Genomic DNA, 8,107 nt, shown 5'->3' on the forward strand with positions numbered 1-8,107 from the left:
GCGACCACCGAGCTCTCGCGCCCGATCTCGCAGCTGGGTATCTACCCGGCCGTGGATCCGCTGACCTCGACCTCGCGCATCCTCGAGGCCTCGATCGTCGGTGACGAGCACTTCCGCGTCGCCAACGAGGTCAAGCGCATCCTGCAGAAGTACAAGGAACTGCAGGACATCATCGCGATCCTCGGTATGGATGAGCTCTCTGAAGAGGACAAGGTCACGGTCAACCGTGCCCGTCGTCTGCAGAAGTTCCTCGGCCAGAACTTCCTGGTCGCCGAGAAGTTCACCGGCCAGAAGGGTTCGGTTGTTCCGCTGACCGACACCATCGAGGCCTTCGACCGCGTGTGCAAGGGCGAGTTCGATCACCTGCCCGAGCAGGCGTTCAACAGCTGCGGTGGACTCGACGACGTCGAGGCCGCTGCCAAGAAGATCACCGGAAAGTAGTCGCTGGTCATGGCTGACAAGACTTTCCGACTCGAGGTCGTCTCGCCGGACGCGGAGTTGTACTCCGGCGAAGCCACGTTCATCGTTGCGCAGACGACGGTGGGTGAACTCGGCATCCTCGCGAGCCACGCTCCGATGCTGGCCGAGCTCGCTCCCGGCGGCTTCGTGAAGGTGACCGAGGCTTCGGGCACACAGACGGCGATCGCGGTGCAGGGCGGGTTCCTGTCCGTCACCGGTGAGTCCATCACCGTCCTGGCCGAGGCAGCGCAGTTCGCCTCCGAGATCGACGTCGCCGCCGAGCGCGCCGCTCTGGAGTCCGCTGAGCAGGGAAGCGCGGACTACCTCCGCGCCAAGTCCCGCGTCCGCGCAGTGGAAGCTGTGAGCTGACCGGGCGCTGCGATTGATCGAACGCAGTTGATCTGACGAAGACGAGAGCCGTCCTGCTTGGCAGGGCGGCTCTCGTTCTTTCGTTGGGGCGGGGTCTTTGTCCGAGTTGCTCCGGGTAGTCGCGGAGGATGATTCACCCGCGGACTGTCGTCCGCGTCTCAGCGGGTTGTTGTCGAAGCAACCTTCTTGGCAGAGTGGTGTATACCTGCTTGTGAGGAGGTTGGTCGTAGTGCCGATGTGGGTGTGGATGATCGTCGCCGTCGTGATCGCCGTCGTGCTGATCGCGGCCGGTGTCATGTATCGACTGGTGGAGGTCCGGCGTGCCGGCACTCCCGTGTTGTTGCGTCCCTTGCCCGCCGAGGCCGACCAGGGATGGCGGCACGGTTCGGTCCACTACGGCGACGAAGGACTCGCCTACTACCGCCTCAGCTCGCTGCGTCCGGGCCCGACGGTCAGCATGTCGCGCAGGCGGATCGAGATCGTCGGCCGCCGCGCGCCCGCGGGCACCGAATTGGAGATCATGGATCCCGACTTCGGGATCGTGGAACTGACGATCGGCCGGACCGGTAAGGGCGGACGATACGAGCTCGGCATGTCGCCGGAGGTCGCCACGGCGTTCCAGTCGTGGATCGAGGCCCGAGCGCCGCGGCGCGCCCGGCGGCGCCCCGCGGCCTGACTCGGTTCGCTACTTCTCCGGACGCGGTCGTCCTGCGCCCGGAACCCACTTCACGTCCTCGACGCCCGCACGCACATTCGCGACGCGGCCCAAGATGAACAGCAGATCCGACAGCCGGTTCAAGTACTTGGCGGCCAGCACCTCGGTGTCGTCGGGGTTCTCGTTGATCGCCGCCCACGCGGTGCGCTCGGCGCGGCGAACGACGGTGCGGGCCTGGTGGAGCAGCGCCGACAGGGGAGTCCCGCCGGGCAGGATGAACGAATCGAGCGGAGTCAGTTCTTCGCCGAAGGAGTCGCACCACGACTCGAGAGCGTCGATGTAGTCGGGCTGGATGCGCAACGGCGGGTACTGCGGGTTCTCCACGACCGGCGTCGAGAGATCGGCGCCGGCGTCGAAGAGGTCGTTCTGGACGGTGGTGAGGACCGTTGCGATGTCCTCGGGTACCTCGCCCCCCAAGGTTAGAGCCAGGCCGATGACCGCGTTGGCCTCATCGCAGTCGGCGTAGGCCACGACGCGGGAGTCGGTCTTCGGAACGCGGGAGAAGTCGGAGAGGCCGGTGGTGCCGTCGTCGCCGGTACGGGTGTATACGCGAGTGATATGGACTGCCATGTCTGCCTAAGTTACTCGACCCCGTTAGGCTGTTGGGCGTGAGTGATCGCTACTTGGTATCGGGCGGGGCGCGACTGGTCGGCGAGGTGACGGTCGGCGGCGCGAAGAACAGCGTGTTGAAGCTGATGGCAGCCGCGCTGTTGGCGGAAGGGCGCACGGTGCTGACCAATGCACCGGAGATCGCCGACGTCCCCCTGATGGCGGAGGTCCTGCGGGGTCTCGGCGCGCAGGTGCAGATCGAAGGCGACGTCGTGACCATCGACGTCCCCGCGGAACCGGAGTACCACGCGGACTTCGACGCGGTGAAGCAGTTTCGGGCGTCGGTGTGCGTCCTGGGGCCCCTGATGGCACGTCGACTGCGTGCGGTGGTGGCGCTGCCCGGGGGCGATGCGATCGGGTCGCGTCCCCTGGACATGCACCAGGCGGGCCTGCGGGCCCTCGGCGCGCAGAGCACCATCGAGCACGGGTGCGTGGTCGCCGAGGCCGAGAAGCTGACCGGAGCCGCGGTGGCGCTGGAGTTCCCCTCGGTGGGCGCGACGGAGAACATTCTGATGGCGGCGGTCCTCGCCGACGGCGTCACGACCATCGACAACGCGGCTCGGGAGCCGGAGATCATCGACCTGTGCGACATGCTCATCCAGATGGGTGCGCGGATCGACGGCGTCGGTTCGCCGACGCTGACCGTCGAGGGCGTCGATCACCTGGTGCCCACGCGCCACCACGTGGTCGGCGATCGGATCGTCGCGGGCACCTGGGGAGTTGCGGCCGCCATGACGCGCGGAGACATCCGTGTGCGGGGCGTTGATCCCGACCATCTGCGACTGGTGCTGAAGAAGCTCGAGGACGCCGGCGCCGAGGTGCAGCGTTTCGACGACGGTTTCCGGGTGATCCAGGCCGAGCGCCCGGTCGCGGTCAACACGGCGACGCTGCCGTACCCGGGTTATCCGACCGACATGCAGCCGATGGCCATCGGTTTGGCTGCGGTGTCCGAGGGCATGTCGATGATCACCGAGAACGTCTTCGAGGCACGCTTCCGGTTCGTCGAAGAGATGGTCCGGCTCGGCGCGGATGCGCGGACCGATGGTCACCACGCGGTGATTCGCGGCGTGGAGACGCTGTCGAGTGCACCGGTGTGGTCGTCGGACATTCGCGCGGGGGTCGGTCTGGTGCTGGCCGGTCTGGTGGCGGACGGCATCACCGAGGTGCACGACGTCGAACACATCGATCGGGGCTATCCGAACTTCGAAGAGCAGCTCACCGCACTCGGGGGCACGATCGAGCGCGCTTCCTGACGAGGCGCGAGTGTCCCGACGAACTGGTTGATGCCGAGCTTGAGTAGACAGTCGGATTCGGCCTGATTGAGACGATCATCGGGACTACATTCGTTACATGAGTGGCGACCGCAGACCGAGCGAGGCGTACTTCCCGAGTGAATCCGCCGAGTACGGGCGCGGTCTCTCGTACTTCGACGCCATCTACGGATTCGCCGCGACGCTGCTGATCGCGAACGTCGATCCGGTGCCCGCGGACTCCTGGCGGGATCTGCCTGCGCTGGTCGAGTCCGGGGCCCTCGACCAGTTGCTGGGGTTCTTCCTCAGCTTCGCGGTCATCGCGCTGTTCTGGCGGGTCAGCGTCCGCTGTCTGCGGGCGACCACGGGACTCGATGCTCCGACGACCGTTGTCAGTCTCGTCGCGACCGCGCTCATCGTCGTGATTCCGTTCACGACCCAGGGCATCAGCGATCCGTCGACCTCGGCGTTGTCTCTCCCGACCGCCGTGTACGCGGTCAACATCGCGCTCGCGTCCATCGCCCATTCCGCGGTGTTCTTCACCGCGGCGCGGCGCGGTCTGCTGCGCGAACCTCTCGACGCCCGCGGGCTGCGCGCCGCGCTGGCCGATGCGGCCGTGACTCCCGCGGTGTTCGTGGCATCGATCCCGATCGCCTACGCTGCCGGTCCGGCCATGGCGCAGCTCACGTGGCTGTCGTTGGTGGTCTTGCTTCCTCTCGTCGGCCGGTGGTCGCAGCGTCGGTGACCTGACCTGTCCGTTCGGGCAGGTCGGTTACCTGGACTCCCGGTCCCATCCCTCTCGCGCAGGGTCAGGGACTCTTGCCGGGGCTGTGTGACGGGGCACACGCTAGTGAGGACAGCCAAGCAGCGCACTGCGCCGCGACCTCACCGAAGGAGTACTTCTCATGGCAATCGAGCTGAATCAGATCTGGGACTTCCCGATCAAGGAGTTCCATCCGTTCCCGAAGGCCAAGCTCGGCGTCGGTGCGCACGACATGCTCGGTGTCGAGGCCAAGGAACTCGGCATGACCCGCGTTCTGCTCATGACCACGGGCCTTCGCGGCTCGGGCATCATCGAGGAACTCGTCGGCAAGATCGAGTACCAGGGCGTCGACGTGGTGCTGTTCGACGAGGTCCAGTCGAACCCCAAGGACACCAACGCCATGGACGCGGCGGCGCGCTACCAGTCGGAGAAGTGCGACGGCATCATCTCGGTGGGCGGCGGCTCCAGCCACGACGCCGCCAAGGGCGCCCGCATGGTGATCGCCCACGACGGTCGCAACATCAATGAGTTCGAGGGCTTCGCCAAGGCGACCAACAAGGAGAACCCCAAGCACATCGCGGTCTCGACCACCGCGGGCACGGGTTCGGAGACCTCCTGGGCATACGTCATCACCGACACCTCGGACATGGACAACCCGCACAAGTGGGTGGCCTTCGACGACACCTGTCTCGTCGACCTCGCGATGGACGACCCGCTGCTGTACTACTCGTGCCCCCAGGAGTTCACCGCCTACTGCGGCTTCGACGTCCTGGCCCACGCCAGCGAGCCGTGGGTCTCGCGACTGGACTTCGCACCGTCGTTGGGCAACGCCAAGTACTCGATCGAGCTGATCGCCAAGCATCTGCCGACGGCCGTGTACGACCCGCACAACCTCGAGGCGCGCACCGGCATGATGCACGCGCAGTACATCGCGGCTCAGGCCTTCAACTCCGGTGGCCTGGGGCAGATCCACTCGATGTCGCACGCGATCAGCGCCTACTTCGACCTGCACCACGGTCTGAACAACGCGATCGCCTTGCCGCGTGTCTGGGAGTACAACTTGCCTGCTCGCTACGAGCGCTTCGCCGAGATGGCCCCGCTGCTGGGCGTCGAGACCCGCAACATGACGACCGTCCAGGCCGCCGATGCCGCCGTCGACGCCGCCATCCGCCTGTCGAAGGACCTCGGCATCCCGGACAACTTCGGGTCGGTTCACCCGGACACGTACCAGAAGAACCGGATGAACACCGGCAAGTACGAGGGCCGCGGCGACAGCATCGACACGTCCGACGAGATGGTCCGCACCATCTCCGAGCACATGATGCAGGACTGGTGCACCCCGGCCAACCCGCGTGAATGCACCGTCGAGTCGCAACTGCCGATGATTCGCCACGCCATGACCGGAAGCTACTGATACCGATGACCGAGACCGGCCTCTTCACAGACACCGACACCGAGCGGGACGTCTCCGCAGACCCGCGCCCGACAGACGGTTTCGACACCGTCGACGCGCTGACCGCGGCCCTGGCGGAGCAGGGCTACCTGATCCAGCCCGACCTCGCGGTGGTCCTGCACCTGGCGACGCTGCTCGATCGGCCGCTGCTGCTGGAGGGGCCGGCCGGCGTCGGCAAGACCGAACTCGCCAAGGCACTTGCCGCGGCGTCGCATCGGGAGCTGATCCGACTGCAGTGCTACGAGGGTCTCGACGACTCCCGAGCCCTCTACGAATGGGACTATGCGAGGCAGTTGCTTCACGTGCAGATGCTGCGCGACCGCATCAGCGAAGAACTCGCGGGCCACGAGACGCTGGCATCGGCGTCGTCGGCCCTCGCCCAGACCGAGGTCGGCGTGTACACCGAGGACTTCCTGGTACCTCGACCGCTGTTGTCGGCGATCGTCTCCGAGGCGCCGACGGTCCTCCTGGTCGACGAGATCGACCGGACGGACGAAGCGATGGAGGCGGTGATGCTCGAGGTGCTGGCCGAGCGTCAGGTGACGGTGCCCGAACTGGGGACCTTCACCGCGCGGTCGGCGCCGTGGGTGATCCTCACCTCCAACGACACCCGGGAGCTCTCGCCGGCGCTGAAGCGTCGCTGCCTCCACTTCCAGGTCGATTACCCCGACGCTGAACGCGAACAGCAGATCGTCTCGGTGCGCGCCCCGGAGGTGCCCACCGAACTGGTCGCCGACGTCGTCGACCTCGCCCGTCGATTGCGCGACCTCCCGTTGCGCAAGAGCCCCTCCATCGCCGAGGTCATCGACGCCGCACGTGCGGCCTCGCTGCTCAAGCAACGTGGTGAATCCCTTGACACATCGGGCGACGGTGCACTGATGTCGCTGCTGGTGAAGTTCGGCACCGATCTCGACCAGGTGCGGCGCGCCCTGGACCCGAAGCCCCCGACTCGTGGCGAGAGCTCGGGGTCGTCGACGGCGACGGCCTTCGGCGCCGCTCGCTCGCGGGCGGGGGCCGGAGCGCGACGATGACCGTCGTGGCGAGAAGCGATATCGACGCGACCGACGCCGGGGTCAGGGGTGTCCTCGACGGGCTCGCGGTGGCCTTCGGCCGTGCGCTGCGCGCCTTCGGGGTCCCGGCGTCACCGGCGGAAGTGATCGAGATCCGCACCGCGATGCAGATCGTCGGCGGAGGCGACCTCGAACTGCTCCGCGTCGCGCTGCGGTGCGTCAGCGTCAAGTACTCGCACGAGCAGTCGCTCTTCGACCTGGCCTTCGACGTCTTCTTCGGGCTCAACGAGTACGAGGACGAGAAGGCGGCTCCGATGGCGGTGCGCACGGTCGTCAACGATCTCCCGGACGACGTCGACTGGGATGACGACTTCAGCGGTGCCGGCCGGATGATCGGTGCCGACGAGCACACGTCGGAGATCGGCGAACTGATGATCGACGATCCCGACGCAACCGAACGGACGGGTGAGAGCTCGCACCGCGAGGACGACGACTTCTCGGTCTCCTCCGGTGCCGAGGAACTGCAGGTGGCGACCGACTCGTCGAATGTCAGCAGCGGTGCCACGTACACGATCGATGTCGACCACGCGGCGGCAGCGGAGGTCGGCGAGCTCGTCGGAACCGGGGCGCGCGTCGAGAGCGGCTCGTTGTCGCTGTCCGACGCCGCGGGTCTGCTGCGCGCCCTCGGAGCCACCGACGGACGGATGGCGTACGAGGCCGAAGGGCTGGACGACGGCGTGTCGCTCAACGAACGCCAGCGCGAGTCGCTGCAGGAGGCCCTGTCGAAGTTCGTCGAAGCGCTGTCGCATCGGTTGGCGAGTGCGGCGGCTGAGGCGAGCGTGGTGGCAGGCGCAGGCGACGACCGCAACTCTCGCACCCATCGTGATCAGGCCGACATCGATCGCGCCTGTCACCGCCTCGTCCAGCGGATGCGCGGCGCGCCCCGCCGGGTGCCGCGACTGACCGACTCCGGGCGGCTCGACATGCGAGCGACGATGCGCGCGGCCGTCGCGACCGACGGCGTTCCCGTGGAGCTGTGGCGGCGGAGAGCTGTTCCGGGCCCCGTACGGATGCTCGTGATGGTCGACGTCTCGCTCTCCGTGCGTCCCGTTGCGGGGTTCATCCTCCGGCTGGCGCAGACCCTGCATCGCTTCGGTGATCGCTGCGAGGTGATCGCCTTCGTCGACCGGCCGGTGCTCGTGACCTCGGCACTGCGTGCGGCGTCGGCCGACGACGCGCTGGCGGCGGTTCTCGCCGCCGACGGGCTCGACTTGGCCGCCACGAGCGACTACGGCATGGTGTGGTCGGAGACGCTCGACAACTTCGGCGATCTGGTGTCGCGCCGCACCAGTGTGCTGGTGGTCGGCGACGCTCGGAGCAATGCCTTCGACCCGCGGGTCGACCTGTTCGCAGACCTCGCGCGACGGGCCTATCGCGTTGCCTGGCTGACCCCGGAGCCGTCTCGTTATTGGGGCCAAA

At 67.2% G+C, this 8,107-nt stretch carries 8 protein-coding genes and 1 pseudogene; 8 read left to right on the forward strand and 1 reads right to left on the reverse strand.

Annotation, left to right across the window (positions count from 1 at the left end; genetic code table 11):
• The 3 genes and pseudogenes from GX543_RS09280 to GX543_RS09290 all read left to right on the forward strand — a co-directional run.
• A pseudogene (locus GX543_RS09280) lies at positions 1-441 on the forward strand (F0F1 ATP synthase subunit beta); the annotation flags it as partial.
• A gap of 9 nt (positions 442-450) precedes the next feature.
• Positions 451-828, forward strand: coding sequence for an ATP synthase F1 subunit epsilon (atpC, locus tag GX543_RS09285; protein WP_290851504.1), 378 nt, complete (start codon positions 451-453; stop codon positions 826-828).
• A gap of 235 nt (positions 829-1,063) precedes the next feature.
• Positions 1,064-1,504: a DUF2550 domain-containing protein gene (locus tag GX543_RS09290; RefSeq protein ID WP_290851512.1), complete on the forward strand. Its 441-nt coding sequence runs from the start codon at positions 1,064-1,066 to the stop codon at positions 1,502-1,504.
• A gap of 9 nt (positions 1,505-1,513) precedes the next feature.
• Here the strand turns inward: GX543_RS09290 and GX543_RS09295 are convergent, their stop codons facing one another.
• Positions 1,514-2,113 (reverse strand): cob(I)yrinic acid a,c-diamide adenosyltransferase, encoded by a 600-nt coding sequence (locus GX543_RS09295; RefSeq protein ID WP_290851505.1) that lies wholly within the window; start codon positions 2,111-2,113, stop codon positions 1,514-1,516.
• 38 nt (positions 2,114-2,151) lie between these two features.
• Here GX543_RS09295 and murA point away from each other — a divergent pair, with 38 nt between their 5' ends.
• The 5 genes from murA to GX543_RS09320 form a co-directional block, all read left to right on the forward strand.
• The gene (gene murA / locus GX543_RS09300; RefSeq protein ID WP_290851506.1) at positions 2,152-3,405 is read left to right on the forward strand and encodes a UDP-N-acetylglucosamine 1-carboxyvinyltransferase; all 1,254 of its coding nucleotides are present in this window, start codon (positions 2,152-2,154) and stop codon (positions 3,403-3,405) included.
• 97 nt (positions 3,406-3,502) lie between these two features.
• Positions 3,503-4,147 (forward strand): TMEM175 family protein, encoded by a 645-nt coding sequence (locus tag GX543_RS09305; protein WP_290851507.1) that lies wholly within the window; start codon positions 3,503-3,505, stop codon positions 4,145-4,147.
• Positions 4,148-4,307: 160 nt separating this feature from the next.
• Positions 4,308-5,579, forward strand: a complete 1,272-nt coding sequence (gene mdo / locus GX543_RS09310) for an NDMA-dependent methanol dehydrogenase (RefSeq protein WP_290851508.1) — start codon at positions 4,308-4,310, stop codon at positions 5,577-5,579.
• A gap of 5 nt (positions 5,580-5,584) precedes the next feature.
• The gene (locus GX543_RS09315; protein WP_290851509.1) at positions 5,585-6,649 is read left to right on the forward strand and encodes a MoxR family ATPase; all 1,065 of its coding nucleotides are present in this window, start codon (positions 5,585-5,587) and stop codon (positions 6,647-6,649) included.
• The coding region (locus GX543_RS09320; RefSeq protein ID WP_290851510.1) for a VWA domain-containing protein at positions 6,646-8,107 on the forward strand (1,462 nt) is incomplete at its 3' end. The genes GX543_RS09315 and GX543_RS09320, both read left to right, overlap by 4 nt.

Origin of the sequence: Gordonia sp. (in: high G+C Gram-positive bacteria) (assembly GCF_012515855.1) — a bacterium.
GTDB lineage: Bacteria > Actinomycetota > Actinomycetes > Mycobacteriales > Mycobacteriaceae > Gordonia.